14 protein-coding genes and 1 pseudogene are annotated in these 17,528 nt (G+C 69.8%); all 15 read left to right on the top strand.

Annotated features, from left to right (window positions below; genetic code table 11):
* Positions 1–26 precede the first annotated feature (26 nt).
* Positions 27–1,778, top strand: a complete 1,752-nt coding sequence (locus ACF9IK_RS19625; protein ID WP_395295481.1) for a SidA/IucD/PvdA family monooxygenase — start codon at positions 27–29, stop codon at positions 1,776–1,778.
* On the top strand, positions 1,775–1,981 hold the full coding sequence (locus ACF9IK_RS19630; protein WP_395295482.1) for an MbtH family protein: 207 nt from the start codon (positions 1,775–1,777) through the stop codon (positions 1,979–1,981). The genes ACF9IK_RS19625 and ACF9IK_RS19630 overlap by 4 nt, the downstream gene beginning before the upstream one ends.
* Positions 1,978–3,654, top strand: coding sequence for a carbamoyltransferase N-terminal domain-containing protein (locus tag ACF9IK_RS19635; protein ID WP_395295483.1), 1,677 nt, complete (start codon positions 1,978–1,980; stop codon positions 3,652–3,654). The genes ACF9IK_RS19630 and ACF9IK_RS19635 overlap by 4 nt, the downstream gene beginning before the upstream one ends.
* A complete protein-coding gene (locus ACF9IK_RS19640) occupies positions 3,647–4,729 on the top strand; it encodes an amidinotransferase (protein WP_395295484.1) in 1,083 nt (360 codons plus the stop codon). The genes ACF9IK_RS19635 and ACF9IK_RS19640 overlap by 8 nt, the downstream gene beginning before the upstream one ends.
* An 87-nt stretch (positions 4,730–4,816) precedes the next feature.
* Positions 4,817–6,628 (top strand): ABC transporter ATP-binding protein, encoded by a 1,812-nt coding sequence (locus ACF9IK_RS19645; RefSeq protein WP_395295485.1) that lies wholly within the window; start codon positions 4,817–4,819, stop codon positions 6,626–6,628.
* The gene (locus ACF9IK_RS19650; protein ID WP_395295486.1) at positions 6,625–8,421 is read left to right on the top strand and encodes an ABC transporter ATP-binding protein; all 1,797 of its coding nucleotides are present in this window, start codon (positions 6,625–6,627) and stop codon (positions 8,419–8,421) included. The genes ACF9IK_RS19645 and ACF9IK_RS19650 overlap by 4 nt, the downstream gene beginning before the upstream one ends.
* 214 nt (positions 8,422–8,635) lie before the next feature.
* Positions 8,636–9,550, top strand: a complete 915-nt coding sequence (locus ACF9IK_RS19655; protein WP_395295487.1) for a chlorinating enzyme — start codon at positions 8,636–8,638, stop codon at positions 9,548–9,550.
* Positions 9,550–9,831 (top strand): hypothetical protein, encoded by a 282-nt coding sequence (locus tag ACF9IK_RS19660; RefSeq protein WP_395295488.1) that lies wholly within the window; start codon positions 9,550–9,552, stop codon positions 9,829–9,831. The genes ACF9IK_RS19655 and ACF9IK_RS19660 overlap by 1 nt, the downstream gene beginning before the upstream one ends.
* A gap of 61 nt (positions 9,832–9,892) precedes the next feature.
* On the top strand, positions 9,893–10,825 hold the full coding sequence (locus tag ACF9IK_RS19665) for a hypothetical protein (RefSeq protein ID WP_395295489.1): 933 nt from the start codon (positions 9,893–9,895) through the stop codon (positions 10,823–10,825).
* The gene (locus ACF9IK_RS19670; RefSeq protein ID WP_395295490.1) at positions 10,822–13,140 is read left to right on the top strand and encodes a non-ribosomal peptide synthetase; all 2,319 of its coding nucleotides are present in this window, start codon (positions 10,822–10,824) and stop codon (positions 13,138–13,140) included. The genes ACF9IK_RS19665 and ACF9IK_RS19670 overlap by 4 nt, the downstream gene beginning before the upstream one ends.
* 17 nt (positions 13,141–13,157) lie before the next feature.
* Entirely contained in the window at positions 13,158–14,564 is a 1,407-nt protein-coding gene (locus ACF9IK_RS19675; protein WP_395295491.1) for an FAD-binding oxidoreductase, read from the top strand.
* Entirely contained in the window at positions 14,561–15,451 is an 891-nt protein-coding gene (locus ACF9IK_RS19680) for an LLM class flavin-dependent oxidoreductase (protein WP_395295492.1), read from the top strand. The genes ACF9IK_RS19675 and ACF9IK_RS19680 overlap by 4 nt, the downstream gene beginning before the upstream one ends.
* A gap of 70 nt (positions 15,452–15,521) precedes the next feature.
* Entirely contained in the window at positions 15,522–16,379 is an 858-nt protein-coding gene (locus ACF9IK_RS19685) for an aspartyl/asparaginyl beta-hydroxylase domain-containing protein (RefSeq protein ID WP_395295493.1), read from the top strand.
* 178 nt (positions 16,380–16,557) lie between these two features.
* A complete protein-coding gene (locus ACF9IK_RS19690; RefSeq protein ID WP_395295494.1) occupies positions 16,558–17,097 on the top strand; it encodes a hypothetical protein in 540 nt (179 codons plus the stop codon).
* A gap of 165 nt (positions 17,098–17,262) precedes the next feature.
* Positions 17,263–17,486: pseudogene (locus ACF9IK_RS37055) on the top strand (IS630 family transposase); the annotation flags it as partial.
* Positions 17,487–17,528 lie beyond the last annotated feature (42 nt).

A 17,528-nucleotide genomic window follows, 5' to 3' on the forward strand; every position in this document is an offset into this window, starting at 1 on the left:
CCAAGCCGTCGAGGAAGGAACAGTACGTGAAGGATCTCGGCACGCGGGATGACCCGTACGACGTGATCGGTCTGGGTTTCGGACCGTCGAACATCGCGCTGGCGATCGCCGCCCAGGAGATCGCCCCCGATCGCAGCTGCCTCTTCTTGGAGCGCTCGCCGGACGTCTGCTGGCACGAGGGCATGCTCATCGACGGGGCACGCATGCAGATCTCGTTCCTCAAGGATCTGGTGTCCCTGCGCAATCTCGCCAGCCCGTTCACCTTCCTGGCGTACCAGAAGGCCAAGGGGCGGCTTGAGAAGTTCGTCAACCTCTCCGAGTTCCGGCCGACCCGGCTGGAGTTCCAGGACTACCTGAGGTGGGTCGGCAGTCAGTTCTCCGGCACGGTGCGGTACCGCTCCGCGGTCACCTCGGTGTCCCCGGTCCGCGGCGACGACGGCACGCTGTCGCTGCTGCGGGTGACGGCCACCGACACCGCCACCGGTGAGGTGGTCGAGTACCACGCCCGCAACGTGGTGCACGGGCTGGGCGGCCTGCCGAAGGTGCCCACCGGGGTGACGACCGGCCCGTCGGTGGTGCACTCCAGCGCGTTCCTGTCCAAGTTCCCGGGCGCCTTCACCGACCACGACCGGGACTGGGAGTTCGCGGTCGCCGGGGACGGGCAGAGCGCCGGCGAGATCACCCACTACCTGCTGGACCGCTACCGCAACTCGCGGGTGCACCTGGTCCTGCCCGGGTACTCGCTGAGCGCCACCGACAACAATCCCTTCGCCAACGAGCAGTTCTTCGAGGCCAACGCCGACGCCTTCTACTTCCGCAGCGAGGAGAACCGGCGCGACTACGGCGCCCGCCTGCGCGGCACCAACTACGCCGTGGTCGAGGCGGGCTTCCTCGACGACCTGTACCGCCTGGTCTACGCCGACGAGGTACGCGGCCGGACCCGGCTCGTGGTGCACGACGGCTGCCGGCTGACCTCGGCCGACTCCGACGGCACGGGAGTCCGGGTGGGCGTGTTCAGCCGCTTCGGTGCCGGAGCCCACGAGTTGCGCACGGACGGACTGGTGCTGGCCACCGGTTACCGGCGGGACCTCGACACGGAGATGTACCGGGACGTCCTGCCGTACCTGGAGACCGACGACCGCGGCCGGCCCGTGGTCTCCCAGGACCACCGGGCGCGTTCTACCGCGGAGTTGACCTGCGGACTGTACCTGCAGGGCCTTTCCGAGGCGACGCACGGGCTCGGCGAGACGCTGCTGTCGCTGCTGCCGTTCCGGTCCAAGCAGATCATCACGGCCATCGCGAAGGACGGCGGTTCGATGGCGCGGGCGTTCCCCGCCGCGCAGGACGACTTCGAGGCCCTGGTCGCGCAGATCCGGCGGTGTGACTCCGGCACCGTGATCAGCGCCGGACCTTCGGAGTTCCCGGTCGCGATCCGGCTGCCGCTGACCCTGGAACGGAACCGGGGCCGGCAGGGAGTCCTGTTCGGAGTTCTGGACCGGACGGACGCGGTGCCGCTGACCGACGGCGGCAAGGTGCTGGCGGTGTTCGACCCGGCGTCGGCCGGTCAGCCGATGTCGGTCAACGTCCGCGGGCACGTCCGGCTGGTGAGCGACCGGGAGCGGATCGCCGGACACCTGGCCCGGTTGGACCCGGCGGAGTCGGCGGGTTCGCCGGACGCCACGGTCGGAATCGAGGTCGAGATCGAGATGCTGTCCGGCCGCGTCCACCCGTCCCGGGAACAGCGTGCCGTAGGAACCGAGACCGAGGGGCAGTCATGACCGACATCGATGAGACGTACGTAGTCGTGCACAACGACGAGGAGCAGTACTCGATCTGGCGGTCGGACCGACCGGTGCCGGCCGGGTGGACCCCCGTCGGCGAGCCCGCGCCCCGGGAGGACTGCCTGGCCCGGATCGGCGAGCTGTGGACCGACATGCGGCCGGCCAGCCTGCGGGCGGCCATGGACGGATCCCAGCGGTGATCGTCTGCGGCATCAAGGTCTCCCACGACGGCGCGGTGGCCGTGCTCGACGGGCAGCGGCTGCTCTTCAGTGCCGAGATGGAGAAGCTCGGCAACGGCCGGCGCTACAGCGCGCTCGGCGACCTCGACCGGATCTCCGCCGTCCTGGCCGACCACGGGCTCGGCGTCGCCGACGTGGACCGCTTCGTGGTCGACGGGTGGTGGTCGGAGGGCGACGGACCGACGCTCATCGACACCCTGTCCGGTGGGAAGCCGGTCAGCGTCGCCACCGCGCCGTACGCCGCGGACCCGTTCGTCCCCGCCCTGCCGGCGCGGTACACGTTCGACGGCATCCCCGGCAGCCCACTGGCCGGGGGCTACAGCAGCTACCCGCATGTGAGCCACCACCTGTACGCCAGCTACAGCACCGGTCCGTTCGCCGGCCGGACCTCGCTGGGCCTGGTCTGGGACGGAGGCACGCTGCCCCGGCTGTACCTCGTGCGTCCCGGCCGACCCGTGACCGGCGAGTACCTGGGTCCGCTGTTCGGCCTGGTCGGCGACATGTTCACGTACTTCTGCCTGGCGCTGGAGCCGTTCCACCGGTCGCTGGACGGGCTCACGGAGGTCCAGATCGTCGAGCACCACCTCGGCACGGCGGGCAAGGCGATGGCGTACGCCGGTCTGGGCGCCGTGGACGACGACGTGCTGGCGGTGCTCGACAAACTCGTCGCCGAGCTGGGCGCCGACCTGATGGGCCCGGAGGTCGGCACGATGCTGGCCGCCCGCTGCACCGAGCTCTTCCCGTCGCATTCGAGCGCCGACCTCATCGCCTCCTGCCAGGAGTTCATCGGCCGGACGCTGGTCGGCGCGCTCACCGACGCGGTGGGCCGGCTCGAACTGCCCGCACCGCTGCCGATCTGCCTCGCCGGCGGATGTGCGCTGAACATCAAGTGGAACAGCATGATCCGCTCCAGCGGGCTGTTCACCGGTGTCTGGGTGCCGCCGTTCACCAACGACTCGGGTGCCGCCATCGGCACCGCCCTCTGCGAGGTGCTCAGCCACGGGGGCGGGCCGGAGCTGGAGTGGAACGTCTACTCGGGGCCGGCCGTCACGCCCAGCCGGCCGGCGCCCGGCTGGTCGGCCCGGCCGTGCGACGAGGCGCAGTTGGCCGCACTCCTGCACACCACGGGTGCGCCGGTGACGGTGGTCGACGGGCGGGCCGAACTCGGCCCGCGGGCGCTCGGCAACCGCAGCATCATCGCCGCCCCGGTGGCGCCGGCCATGAAGGACGAGCTGAACCGGATCAAGCACCGGGAGCCGTACCGGCCGGTCGCGCCGATCTGCCTGGAGTCGGCGGCGTCGGCGGTCTTCGACCCCGGCGGCGCCGACCCGTACATGCTCTTCGACCACCGGCTGCGGGCCGGCTGGGCGGAGCGGGTGCCGGCCGTGCTGCACCTCGACGGGACGGCCCGGCTGCAGACCATCCGGCCGGACACACCGCACACCAGGGTCGGCCGGGTGCTCGAGGAGTACCACCGGATCAGCGGGATCCCCCTGTTGTGCAACACGAGCGCCAACCTGTCGGGACACGGGTTCTTCCCCGACGTGGCCACCGCCACCGCCTGGGGCGGCACACCGTACGTGTGGTCCGGCGGAACCCTGTACACCGACGAACGAAGGACGAACAGTGTCTGAGTCAGAGGAGACGACCGGGTCGCCGGTCCGCGCCTACAACGAGTGGGACCCGCTGGAGGAGGTCATCGTCGGCACCGTCGACGGTGCGCACTTCCCGCCGTACGACACCGTGACGGCGGCGCCGCTCTCGCCCGAACAGCGCGCGGTGTTCAGGGAGAACGCCGGCAAGCCGTTCCCGGCCGACCAGATCGCCGCGGCCCGCGACGAGCTCGACCAGCTCGTCGACATCCTCAAGAACCACGGCGTGCGGGTGCGCCGACCGGACGTGCGTGACCACGGCCGGTCGTACGGCGCGCCGGGCTGGACCAGCACCGGCCTCTACGACGCGATGCCGCGCGACCTGCTGCTGGTGATCGGTGAGCAGATCATCGAGGCGCCGATGGCCTGGCGGTCGCGCTACTTCGCCAGTTCCGCCTACCGGCCGCTGCTCAAGGAGTACTTCCGTGGGGGTGCCCGGTGGTCCGCCGGCCCTCGCCCGGAGCTCAGCGAGGAGCTGTACGTCGAGGGCTGGACCGACCAGCCGGAGGGCGAGCCGTTCCGGTCGGTGATCACCGAGTTCGAACCGACCTTCGACGCGGCCGACTTCATCCGGTGCGGCCGGGACATCTTCGCGCAGCGCAGCCACGTCACCAACATGATGGGCATCGAGTGGGTGCGCCGGGAGATCGGCGACGAGTACCAGGTGCACGTGGTCGAGCTGGCGGACGACCATCCGATGCACATCGACGCGAGCCTGATGCCGATCGCACCCGGCAAGCTGCTCATCCATCCCGACCGGGTGGTCGAGGTGCCGCGCCAGTTCAAGGACTGGGAGGTTCGCCGGGCACCGGCGCCGGTCATCCCGGACGGCCACCCGCTGTACATGACCAGCAAGTGGATCAACATGAACATCCTGATGCTGGACGAGACCCACATGGTGGTCGAGGCCGAGGACCGGCCGATGCAGGAACTCGCCGAGAACTGGGGCATCACGCCGATTCCCTGCCCGTTCCGGAACTTCAACACCTTCGGCGGCTCCTTCCACTGCGCCACCACGGACGTGCGCCGACGCGGTGAGCTGCAGTCCTACTTCTAAGTCCGGGACGTCGTCTCGACGCCGGTCGGCGCGTCCGTGCTTCGCCGACCGGTTCGACCAACGAAGGCGAAGGGCCGGGAAGGCCAGATGACAGATCAGAGGACGGCCGGGCGGTTCAAACAGGTCCGGCGATCACGGGCGTTACTGCTCGCCGCCTTCCGCGCCCACCCGGGCCCGATCGCCTGGGGACTCGTCGGCTCGCTGCTGTACGGCACGAGCCTGGTCGCCTGGTCGGTGGCGCTCGGCGTGTTGTGCAACGACGTGGTGATCCCGCGGTTCGACGACGGCCACGTCGCCACCGGCACGGTCCTCGCCGTGCTGGTGGCGGTGGCCGCCGTCGGCGTGGTGCAGGGTTCCGCGGGACTGATCCGGCGCTGGACCCTCGTCGTGACCAGGGCGCGCTTCGACGCCACCCTGCGGGACGCCGTCGTCCGGCGTTACCACCAGCTGCCGATGACGTACCACCAGGCCCACTCGACCGGCCAGAAGCTGGCGCACGTCACGACGGACGCCGAAGCGGCGGCGGAGCTGCCCGCCCGGCTGCCGGACGTGCTCGGCATGCTGGTGCTGTTCGTGGTCACCGTCGGGTGGGTGGTGGTCGTCGACCCGGTGCTGGCCCTGGTCGGCGGCATGATGATCCCGGCGCTGCTGCTGGTGAACTCGGTCTACCAGAAACAGGTCGAGGTGCCCGCCGAGGCGGTCCAGGAGCGCCTGGGGCGGGTGACCGAGGTCGCCCACGAGAGCTTCGACGGCGCGGCCCTGGTGAAGACGCTCGGCCGGGACCGCGTCGAGCGCGACCGCTTCGCCGCCGAGGCGGCCGGCCTGCGTGACGCGAAGATCAGACTGGCCGTCCGTGAGTGGATGCTGGACTCGCTGGTCGAGTCGATCCCGACGGTCACCTCGCTGGTCATCGTCATCGTCGGCGCGTTCCGGGTCAACAGCGGAGCGATCACGGTCGGCGCCCTGGTCAGCTTCGTCAACGTGTTCGCCATGCTGGTGGTCCCGGTGCGCACCATCGGCAACGTGCTCGGCGACGTGCCGCGCATGCTGGCCGGGTACACCCGGGTCCAGGCGGTGCTCGACGAGCCGCTGCCGCCGGCGACGGCGGATCCGCAGCCGCTGCCGGACGGCCCGCTCGACGTACGCGTCCAGGACCTCTCCTTCGCCTACCCGGGCGGCGCGGCAGCGCTGTCCGGAGTGAGCTTCCACGTGCCGGCCGGCGCCACCGTCGCGATCACCGGCGGTACCGGGTCGGGCAAGTCCACGCTGCTGCTGGCACTGACGGGCCTGGTGCCGCCGGCCGGCGGCACCGTGCTGCTGAACGGGGCCGACCTGAGCCGGATCAGCCCGGCCGACCGGGTGGCGGCCGTCGCAGCCGCCTTCCAGGAGCCGTTCCTGTTCGCCGGCTCGCTCGCCGGGAACGTGCTGCTCGACTTCGACGCCTCCGTCTCTGCCTCCGCCTCCGACTCCGCCGCGGCCGATCCGCGGCTGGACGAGGCGCTCCGCCTGGCCCGGGCGACCGCGCTGGTGGACGGCCAGCCGAACGGGGCGGACACGCCGGTCGGAGAGCGTGGAGTCACGCTCTCCGGTGGCGAACGGCAACGCATCGCGCTCGCCCGGGCGTTGGCCCACCGGCCACGGCTGCTGCTGCTGGACGAGGCGACCTCCGCCGTCGACGCCACCACCCGACAGGAGATCATGAGCGGCCTGGCGACGGGCCTGACCTCCACCACGACGATCGTCGTCACCACCAGCGCCGCGACGCTGGCTCTCGCAGACGCCGTCGTCTACCTCCAGCAGGGCCGGGTGGCCGGCATCGGCTCACACGCCGACCTGTTGCGGATCGACGGCTACGACCGGTTGATCCGGGCCTACGAGCGAGAGCGGGTGCAGGCATGACCACGATCGACCCGGCGGACCCCGAGAGCGTCACGGGGTCGACGACCGCCGTGATCCGCCGCGGTCTGGCGGCCATCCCCTCGATTCGTCAGGGCCTGGCGCTGACGGTCGTCCTCGCCCTGCTCGGCGGGATCGGTCGGCTCGCCGTGCCGGTGCTCATCCAGCAGGTCATCGACCGCGGGCTCAGTTCCGGTCACATCGACGGCGGCCGGCTGCTGGGGCTCGGCGCGGTGGCCGCGCTGGTGGTGGTGCTCACCGCGGTGGTCAGCTGGGCGAGCCTGGTGCGTCTGGCGATCGCCAGCGAACGTGCGCTGTTCGACCTGCGGGTCCGCGCCTTCACCCAGGTGCACCGGCTGAGCGTGGCGTACCACTCGGCCGAGGCCCGGGGGAAGCTGGTGTCCCGGGTGACCTCCGACGTCGAAACCCTCAGCATGTTCCTGCAGTGGGGCGGTATCGCCTGGCTGGTGAACGGCGCCATCATGCTGGCCGCCCTCGCCGGCATGGCCTACTACGACATCGTGCTGACGTTGATCACGGTCGTGCTGACCGTTCCGCTGCTGATGCTGGTCCGGGTGGTGGTCGGCCGCCTCGGCCCCGCACACACCGCGGTCCGGGTCCGGGTCGCCGAGTTGCTGACGGTGATCTCGGAGACGGTCCAGGGTGCCTCCGTCATCCGCGCCTACGGCGTCGAGGAGCCGAGCCTGCGGCGGACCACGGCCGGCATCCACCGGTGGCGGGACTCGAAGATCCGGGCCGGGTACCTGGGCAGCGTGCTGATCTCCCTCGCCGACCTGTTCTCCGTGGTCGTCGTGGTCGCCGTCGTCGCGGTGGGACTGGCGATCGGCCCGTCGACCGGGCACAGCGCCGGCGAGCTGGTCGCGTTCATCCTGCTGGTGACCCTGTTCATGGCTCCGATCACGGAGTTCACCCAGGTCATCGACTTCACCCAGAGCGCGGTCGCCGGGTGGCGTCGCGTGCTGGCCCTGCTCGACATCGCCGACGACCTCGCCGAGCAGGCCGAAGGCCGGCAGCTGCCACCCGAACCGCCCGGTGTGGTCGTGGAGAACGTGGTCTTCGGCTACCCGGGCGCCGGCGTGACGCTGGACGACGTGTCGTTCGAGGTGCCCGCGGGCCGCCAGGTCGTGCTGGTCGGTGCCACCGGATCCGGCAAGTCGACGCTGACCAAGCTGATCGCGCGGCTGGCCGACCCGGACCGGGGCCGCATCCTGATCGGCGGCGTGGACGTCCGCGAGATAGCGACCGAATCGCTGCGCTCCCGCGTGGTGGTCGTGCCGCAGGAGCCGTTCCTCTTCGACACCACCGTGGAGGAGAACGTCCGGTACGGTCGCCCGTCCGCCACCCGCGCCGAGATCGAGCACGCCTTCCGCGAGTTGGGTGCGGAGGCGTTCCTCGCCGGCCTGGCGAACGGCCTCGACACCCCGGTGGGGCAGCGCGGTGAGAGCCTGTCCGCAGGGGAGCGGCAGTTGGTCGCCCTGGCCCGCGCGCACGTGGCCGACCCGGCCTGCCTGATCCTCGACGAGGCCACCTCGGCCGTGGACCCCGAGATCGAGCTGACGCTCATCGAGGCGCTGCGCCGGCTGACCGCAGGGCGCACCTCGGTGACCGTCGCGCACCGGCTGGCCGTCGCCGAGCTGGCCGACGAGGTGATGGTGCTCGAGGGCGGCCGGCTGGTGGAGCGTGGCCGGCACGGGGAGCTGCTCGACGCGGGCGGCGTGTACGCCGGGCTCTACCGCAACTGGCGACAGGCCACCATCGACAGCGCCCCCGCCTGACGGCACGTCGGCACGGCTGCACGGCACCCGTCCGCCGGGCGACCGTGCCCGAACAGCCAAGGCCGACGGTGACCTCGGCAACCGCCGCAGACCCCCGTTCTGGTGACAAGACGCGCCGCTCCGGCCCGCATACGGTGGGTCCGATCGGCCCCGCATTCCTCCCTGCTTTCAGGTGGCTCACACCGGCAGGAATCGTTGGCGAAAGGAAAAGAAGGTGGCTGAAAGCACCAGCGGAACGGCAAACCAAGGCTTGACGGCCGAGCAGGTGAAGTTCTTCCAGGAGAACGGTTTCATCGGACCTTTCGACCTCTACGAGGAGGACGAAGCCAAGCTCCTCTGGAACCAGGCCATGATCGAGATGGTCACGTCCCAGAACAAGCCGCACGACTCGGCCATCATCAACTACGACCGCCACCTGGACTGCGACACCCTGTCCCGGCACATCGCCCACCCCACGGTCGTGCACAAGCTGCGCAGCCTGATGGACCAGGACATCATCTGCTGGAAGACGAACATCTTCGAGAAGCAGCCGGGTGAGCAGGGAACCGGGTGGCACCAGGTCGAGGCGTTCACCGTCTTCGAGTCGGAGACGGTCGCCTACCCCTCGCTGCGCTACACCGAGGAGAGCACCGCGGCCACGCAGGAACTGACCGTGTGGACGGCGTTCTCCGACGCGGACGAGGAGCACGGCTGCCTCCGGTTCATCCCGGGCAGCCACAAGCAGTGGTACTACGACGAGACCAAGCCGATGTCGCGGAACGTGGAGAGCAAGTCCCACGACTTCTTCGGGTACGACTACTCGGAGCTGCAGCTCGACAAGGACTGGGACCCGGACGCCGGCGAGATCGTCACCATGCCGATGAAGCCGGGGCAGTTCGTCATCTTCCTGGCCAAGTGCATCCACGGCTCGCTGCCGAACGTCAGCGACTCCAAGCGGCTCGGGCTCGCCACCCGGTACGTGTCGCCGTCCGTCCGGGTCTACGAGCACATCGACAGCCTCAGCGGGTTCGGTGACGCGATCAGCCTCGACTACCACGGCAGCGTCCTGGTCTCCGGCGAGGACCGGTGGGGCCACAACCGCATCCACGCCGAGAACCTGAACGGCTTCCCGTTCCCGAAGGTCGGCTGATGAGCACCGACGAGTACCGCCGCAAGTTCGCCGACTTCCTCGCCACGCAGCCGATGACCAGCGACATCACGTACGAGCAGGTGGCTCGGGCGAAGACGCGCGACGAACTGGGAATCAGCTCGCTCAACATGGTCCTGGTCCTCGTGAACTACATCGAAAAGTTCACGAACAACACCGTGACCATGCGCCCTGAATGGGTCTCCCTGCTGGGCGACGTCGACGGCATCCTCTCCGTGCTCCGTCAGATCGACGCGAGTTCGGTGGTACCGAATCGGGCCTGACGCCCGCGAAGCAGAGGCCGGCGCCGGCATTACCCCATCCGCTCGGTAGATCGAAGGAACCATGATCTCGGATCTCGAAAATGTCGGCATCGGCTCGTTCGCGTGCGCCTTCGGCGACCTGGAGAACAAGCCGGAGAACATACCCGATTTCGACGACCTCTGGCAGACCGTGTCGTTCGGCACGGACTTCACCGAAATGGGCTGCACCACCTACCGGAAGATGTCCGGGCCGGTGCAGGACTACGTCGTGGACGCCGTGCGCCGGACCCTGCGGGACTCCGGCGCCGGCGCCGCGGACGTCGACCATCTCGTCATAGCGACCAGCGACCCGACCCTCGCCCTGTTGCCGTCCGACTTCGCGGAGCGGGTGCTGATCGCCCTGGGGCTGGACGACTGCGTCCCGCACCTCATGTCCTACCAGCGGTGCTGCAGTTCGCTGTCCGCGCTGCGGCACAGCCGGGACCTGTTCGCCGATCCGGACGTGACGCACGTGGTCATGGTCGCCCTGGACTTCGTGCCGGTCGACCGCGACCGGATCCTGCCCTACGCCGTGTTCGGTGACGCGGCGGTCAGCTGCGTGCTGACCCGGAACGAACCCGGGCTGGTGCGGCTGTCCGGCTCCGCCGTCAAGGCGGACCCGGAAGGGCTGCGCGGTCGCGACACGTTCGCCTCCCGCAAGACCGTCGCCGACCGTGCGCTGGCCGCCGTCCTGCGTGACGGCGGGCGGGAGCTCGGGCAGGTGACCAAGGTGTTCGCGGCCAACCTGCACAAGCCGCTGACCATGTTCAACGCGAGCGCGGTCGGCCTGTCGCCGGACCGGCTGCACTTCGCCGAGACGCTCTCCGCCTACGGGCACTGCGGCAACGCCGACTGGATGATCAACCTGGTCGACTACCACGAGCGAGTCGGCATCCGCAGCGGGCAGACGTATCTGGCGCAGTCCCTGGCGCCGGGGTTCTACGCCTGCGCGCTCCTGGAAGGGACCGCGCCGTGACCGGGCTGTTGTCCAGGACGGACTGCATCGGGCCGGTCACCGTGCCGGCCGACGTGACGCGCACTCTGCACTCGCTCTCCACGGCGGCAGGGGTCGACGATTTCGTCGCTCTGTCGATCTGTGCGGGCGTGCTGGCCGAACGGCTGCCGCGCCCCGGCACGGACCTCCGCGTCCGGGTCACCCGGCAGGAACTCGACGCGGTCCTGCCGCGGTCCGGTGCGCCGGACCCGGCGATGAGCTTCCGCGACGCGCTGCGGCAGGCCGCCCGGTCCGAGGCCGCCGCCACGGCGGAGACGGGCGACGCCCCGGCCGCCGTGACGATCCTGATCTCCCGGGACGGCCGGAACCTGTACGTCGAATCCATGACCGATTCGTCCGACGTCCCCTCCACGGAGGCGTGGGCACAGGCGTTCCTGCAGCTGCTCATCGGCATGACGGACGACCCGGACGCACCGATGCTCAGCCATCCGCTGGTCGGCCCGGAGGAACGCGAGCGCATCCGGCAAGGCCTCAACCCGTACCGGGATCCGAAGATCCGGTACCGCACGATGGCGGCGCCGTTCGAGGAGCAGGCCGAATGCACCCCGGACCTGGTCGCCCTGCAGGACGAGGACGGCACCACCGTCACCTACCGCGAGCTGAACGAGCGCGCGAACCGGCTGGCCCATCACCTGCGGGGGCTCGGCGCCCTCCCCGGCACCCGGATCGGGATCTGCCTGCAGCGCGGTATCCACCAGGTCGTCGCGATCTACGCCGCGGTCAAGACCGGCGCCACCTACGTTCCCCTCGACGCCGACCTGCCGGACCAGCGCATCGCTCTGATCCTGGCGGACTCGGAGCCCGGGCTGGTGCTGACCGATGCGGTCTGCCGCGACCACCTGCCCGAGGGCCCGTGGGAGATCCATGACGTGGGCACCGAGCAGGCCGGGTCGGGCCAGCCGGTGACGAATCCCGTCCTCGACGACGGCCCGGGGCTGGTGCACATCCTCTACACCTCGGGGACCACGGGCCGCCCCAAGGGTGTGGTCTCCCGGACGGCCGGCACCCTGGCCAACCTCTTCTGGATGCAGCGGCAGTACCCGTTCCACGCCGCTGAGACGGCGCTGTTCAAGGCATCCCCGGGATTCGACATCTCGATCTGGGAGCTCTTCTGGCCGCTCTACCACGGTGCCCGTCTCGTGATCTGCCGGCCCGGCGGCGAGCGGGACCCCCGGCATCTGGCCCGGCTCGCCCGGGACCACGGCGTGTCGCAGATCTTCCTGGTGCCGACGATGATGACGGCCTTCCTGGAGGAGATGTCCCAGGCCGGTTCCGAGGCACTGAGGTGGGTGGTGTGCGGGGGCGAGCCGATGAGCCCGCGGATCCCCGAGGCGTTCGCCGCAGTGCTGCCCGGCAGCAGCCTGGTCAACGCCTTCGGCCCGACCGAGGCCGGGCCGGTCACCGACAACATCGTTGACCCGGACTCGACCGGAGGGTCCGTTCCGGTGGGCCGGCCCGCCGACAACTTCCGGCTGACCGTGCTGGACGCCAACCTCGATCTCGTGCCGATCGGCACACCCGGTGAGGCGTACATCAGCGGTCAGGTCGGCCTGTCGGACGGGTACTGGCGGCAGCCCGCCCAGACCGCCGAACGATTCGTCGCGGACCCCTACGGGCCACCGGGATCGCGGATGTACCGCACCGGTGACCTCTGCCGCTACCGCGCGGACGGCACACTGGAGCACCTCGGCCGGATCGACCGGCAGGTGAAGATCCGCGGGCTGCGGATCGAGCCGGGGGAGGTCGAGTCGGTGCTGGCCGCGCACCCCGCGGTCGGCGACTGCGCGGTGATCGCGCACGGGCAGCCGCTCCGCCTGCTCGCCTTCGTCGTGCCCGCCGGCCAGGGCTCCGCCACCGACCTGGACCCGGCGGCGGTCCTTGAGCACGCGGCCGGGCTCCTGCCCGCGCAGATGCGGCCGGACCGGGTCGTGCCGGTCGACTACCTCCCGGCGACGGTGAACGGCAAGATCGACCAGGGCGAGCTGATCAGGATCTGGCAGGAGCTGGCCGAGCGGGAACGTCCGGTCGAGCCGCCTGCGGACGCGCTGGAAGCGGCCCTGGTCCAGATCTACCAGCGGGTCCTCGGCCGGTCCCCGATCAGCGTGTTGGACACGTTCCTCCAGGTCGGAGGCCACTCGCTGCTCACCTTCCGGCTGCTCGACGAGTGCAAGGCAACCCTGCGGGCCGAACCCGACATGACCCAGCTGCTGCACGGCACGCTGCGCGACGTCGCCGAGACGATCCGCAAGACGACAATCCCGTCACCTCGGGACTAGGACGGAGGACGAAGGCTTTGGACAGTCTCACGACCGGCGACTCGGAGAAGCTCGCCGACGCGCTGAGCGGCGATCTCATCACCGCCGCCGATCCGCGGTACGACGAGGCCCGCAAGGTCTGGAACGGAGACATCGACCGGCGTCCCCTGCTGATCGCGCGATGCGCGGACGTGGCGGACGTGACCGCGGTCGTCACCTTCGCATCCGAGCGCGGACTGCCCATCGCGGTGCGCGGCGGTGGGCACAGCGTGGCCGGCCAAGGGGTCTGCGACGGCGGCGTGGTCATCGACCTGTCCCGGATGCGCGCGGTCGAGATCGACCCGGAACGCCGGCTGGCCCATGTGCAGGGCGGAGCCCTCTGGCAGGACGTCGACCGGGCCAGCCAGGTGCACGGGCTGGCCACGACCGGCGGCATCGTCAGCGAGACCGGCGTCGGCGGTCTCGCCCTGGGCGGCGGGATCGGCCACCTCATGCGCCGCTGCGGGCTCACCGTGGACAACCTGGTGGAGGCCGACCTGGTGACCGCGGACGGCAACTGCCTCCGGGTGGACGCCACCACCGACCCGGAGCTGCTGTGGGGCCTGCGCGGCGGGGGCGGCAACTTCGGGACCGTGGTGCGGTTCGGCTTCCGGCTGCACGAGATCGGACCGACCGTCCTGGCCGGGATGGTCATCCATCCGCTGGACGTCGCAACGGAGTTCCTGACCGTGTACCGCGACCTGATCGCGGACGCTCCGGACGAGCTCGGGACGATCCTCAACCTCCGGCTGTGCCCGCCGTTGGAGACCGTCCCCGAACGGCTGCACGGTTCTCCGGTCGTGGCCCTCAACGTGTGCTGGTCCGGTGACCTCGAGGAGGGGCTGGCGTTCCTGCGTCCGTTGCGCGAGTTCGGGAGTCCGCTGCTCGACACGGTCGGTCCGATGCCGTACGTCGAACTGCAGCAGACGGTCGACACCACCTCCCCGCCCGGCAAGCACTACTACTGGCGGTCGGTGGACTTCGGGGAGCTCAGCGACCAGGTCATCGCGACCGTCGTCGAGCACGCGTCGCGGATCACCTCGCCGCTGGCGGCCGTGCCGATCTACCACCTCGGCGGGGCGGTCGGCCGGGTGCCGGCCACGGACACCGCCTTCGGTTCCCGGCACGCCGGTCACAACATCAACATGTTCGGCGCGTGGGAGCCCGGTCAGGACGACCGTGAGCGTCACGTCCAGTGGGTCCGGGACTTCAGCGACGCGATGGCGCCGTACGCGGTCGGGCAGTACGTCAACTTCCTCAACGACGAGGGGGGCGACGGCGTACGCGCGGCCTACGGGGAGAGGTGGCGGCGCCTGGTCGCGCTCAAGCGGCGGGTCGACCCGCAGAACCTCTTCCGCTACAACTTCAACATCGATCCCGGCCGTCCGGGCGAGGGGGACGCATGAAATTCGGCATCATGATCGTCCCGGAGGACCGCTGGCAGACGGCGCGGCTGAAGTGGCGCCAGGCCGAGCAGATGGGATTCGATCACGCCTGGACCTACGACCACCTCAACTGGCGTGCGTTCCGCGCCAAGGAGTGGTTCACCATGGTTCCGACGCTGACCGCGGCGGCCGTGGAGACCGAGCGGATCGGGATCGGCGCGCTGGTCTCCTCGCCGAACCTGCGGCACCCGGTGAACCTGGCCAAGGACGTCACCACCATCGACGACATCTCGGGCGGCCGTCTCATCCTCGGCCTCGGCGCCGGCGCGGCGGGTTTCGATTCCACCATGACCCGCCGGAACCCGTGGAGCCGGCGGGAGCGGACCGAGCGGTTCGCCGAGTACGTCGAGCTCACCGACCAGCTCCTGACCCAGCCGGTGACCACGTTCGACGGCCGCTACTACCTGGCGGACGAGGTGCACTCCCAGCCCCTGTGCCGGCAGGAGCCCCGCGTCCCGTTCGCGATCGCCGCGTCCGGGCCCCGTGGCATGCGCGTAGTGGCCCGGCACGCGTCGACCTGGGTCACCACGGGCGAACCCAACCTGTTCGCGAGCGCTCCGTACGAGCAGGCCCTCCCCGTCCTGCGCCGGCAGGTGGAGGCACTGGAAGAGGCATGCGTGGAGATCGGCCGTGACCCGTCCACCCTGTCCCGGCTGCTGGTCACCGGGCCCACCGTCGGCGGCGTCCTCGATTCGCCGGCAGCGTTCTTCGACGCGGCGGGCAGATTTGCCGAGGTCGGAATAACGGACCTCGTCGTGCAATGGCCGCGGCCGGACGAGCCTTTCCAGGGCAAGGTGGAAGTCCTGGAGAAGATCGGGGAGGACCTGGATCGTCACCGGGCCGTGTGACTCCGCCCAGAAGTAGACATCCACCGTTCCAGGGAAATGACGATTTCGACTGAGAAGGGCGCTTGATCCGGTGCGAACCCATTATGTAGGGGACATCCGTCTCGACGAGTCCCGCCTGGCGAAGGATCTTGACCAGATCGACTCCATTCCGTGGTCCGAGGCATACAGTGATTACGTTTTCGGCGGCGCGTGGAAGAGCTGCATGCTCTGGGCGCGGGGCGGGATATCCGGCGACGGTGTGGTCACCCATTACGACCACGATCAGCCCGCGGCCTTCTCCGAGCTCGCCGACAAGCTGCCCTATCTGCGGGAACTGATCGCGAACACGGCCGACCTGGACCGGCTGAACTTCGTGCGCCTGGCGAAGGTGCAGAACAGCGTGATCATCCCGCATCGAGACCTCCTGGAGCTCAGCGAGCTCGCCGACGAGACCCGCAACGCCCACCGGATGCACATCCCCCTTGTCACCAACGAGGACTGCTTCTTCAACGAAGGCGACACCGTTTACCGTATGCGTAAGGGCGAGGTGTGGTTCCTCGACGCTTCGGAGATCCACTCGGTGGCGGTGCTCTCCTCGCAGGAGCGGGTGCACCTGATGTTCGACTTCGTCGACGTGCCGTCCGCGAAGCCGTTGACCACGGTCGAGGGTGCGGGCCCGGACGTCGGCATTCCGGCCGGCCGGACAGTGGAGCGACCGCCGCTCACCGGCGCCGACCGCGCCAACCTGATGGGGCTTGCGGACGTGCTGACGCTGGAGACGGTCAACGAAATCTTCAGCATTGTCATCAAAAAGCATTTCCGGTACGACGGGGGTGTGAATTTCGTCTGGAACACCATGATCGATATTGCGCGCGCCGCCGAGGATCCGGCCGTCCTCTCGCACGTCGAGGAACTCCGTCGCCACTACACCCTGGAACGGTCGGCCTGACGGTCCTCGGCTGTTCGGGGTGGGCCCCTTTGGTCCTGGACAGTTCCAGGTCGGTAGTACGTGGGTTGCCTGGGCGGTGCGGCTGGTGCATCGAGCGGAGCAGCGCGCCTTGCGCACGACGTGTCAGGGCTTGAGAAAGGCGAAGGCGCGTTCGCCGGGGGAAGGAAAGAGGTTGAATATGTCGCCAAAGATCGAACGCAGGTTCCTGGTCCCCGCCGGTTGGCCGGCTGCTGCGGCGCAGCAGACGCTCGAACTGATGCAAGGGTATGTCCCTGTCGAAGGTGCGGACGGAGAGATGCGTGTCCGTGCTTCTGGCGACAGCTATCTTCTCGCTCTCGAAACCGGGCGGGGTCTCGCCCGGGAAGAAGTGGAGATCGGCATAACCGAGGGCGTCTTCCAGGCCCTCTGGGAGCTGACTGGCGGACGGCGAGTGCAGAAGAAGAGGTCCTCCGTCGCCCATGGCGGAGGCGTCATCGAGGTGGACGAGTTCGCGGGAGTTCACGCAGGGCTCACGCTGGCCGAGGTGAGGTTTGCCAGCGAGGCCGACGCGCGAGTCTTCGTCGCACCGTCGTGGTTCGGCCAAGAGGTCACCGACGACGTGCGCTTCAAGAGCGCCTGCCTTGCCGAACACGGGATGGACCTCGTCCGGTCGTATTCCGTGAGCCATCGGTCCGTCGGCTTCGGCGCCGCAAGAGAGGAACGGTTCATGTCCCTGTAGTGGTGCAGCCCGACCATTCCGGTCTCTGCCCTGGGAGTAGATCTCGTCCATGCTGCCTGCGGGTAGGCAGCGGCGGGGGAAGGCGATCCATGCGTCGTGCATCTCGATGCGCACGGCGGTGGTGAGACGTTCGATGACGTCGGGGGCGGGGAGGATCCGGACGACCTCGTCTCCGAGGGTGAAGCCGGGCAGCCGACGAGGCCGCCGCGTGTCCGTGCCAGGACCTGGGGCCGGCTCGGCTGCACCCGGTCGTGCGGGTGCGCGGCCGGGGATCCGGCCGCGACTCCACGGCGGGGCTGAGCTGCTTCAGGCCCGGCCGGCGGTCCCGGATGCTCTACGGCTTCCACGTCCACCGCGGCCGCAAGGGCGAGAAGAAGGGCGTGACCTGGCCGCCGTGAGTTTCTCTGCTGGAAATCGTCGCCACCAGTGAG

Origin of the sequence: Kitasatospora hibisci (assembly GCF_043950205.1) — a bacterium.
Classification (GTDB): Bacteria; Actinomycetota; Actinomycetes; order Streptomycetales; family Streptomycetaceae; genus Kitasatospora; species Kitasatospora hibisci.